This window comes from Caballeronia glathei (assembly GCF_000698595.1).
Classification (GTDB): Bacteria; Pseudomonadota; Gammaproteobacteria; order Burkholderiales; family Burkholderiaceae; genus Caballeronia; species Caballeronia glathei.
Map to the genome: position 1 here is coordinate 1 of NZ_JFHC01000293.1, position 536 is coordinate 536.

The 536-nt window shown below is 62.3% G+C and carries 1 protein-coding gene; it reads right to left on the reverse strand.

The genetic code is table 11. The features are described 5' to 3' along the window. Window positions 1-474 (reverse strand): phosphoketolase family protein (locus BG61_RS38845; protein WP_035943830.1); only part of this gene is annotated, 474 nt, incomplete at its 3' end. Window positions 475-536 lie beyond the last annotated feature (62 nt).

Here is a 536-nt window from a genome sequence, read left to right on the forward strand (position 1 = left end):
GCTGTAGCCCAGTTCGCCGCCTTCGTGGATCGAACCGGGCGTCTCCGGCGTGACATGCGAGCCGATGTGGCCGGGAAAGGAGAATTGTTTGAAGAATTTCTGCATGCCCTCGGCGTCTTCGCTCTTGTCCGGATACACCTCCGAATAGGTGCCTTCCAGATAGGCGGGGCCGAGCACGCCGGGGGCTCCGTGTCCGGGGCCGGCCATGAAGATCACATCCAGGTCGTCGCGCTTGATCACACGGTTCAAGTGCGCCCAGACGAAGGAAAGAGCCGGACTCGCGCCCCAATGGCCGAGCAGGCGCTGCTTCACGTGATCGGCCTTCAGCGGTTCCTTCAGCAAGGGGTTGTCGATCAGATAGATCATGCCGACCGAGAGGTAGTTGCACGCGCGCCACCAGGCATCGATCAGTCGAAGTTCGTCGGGGCTGAGGGAAGTCTGTTGCGACGCGCCGGAAGCGGGGTGCTTGCCCATGACAACGTCTCCTGAACATGCAGCGTCATCCCAGCGAGTGTGGAGTGTGACGGGTGCGCTGC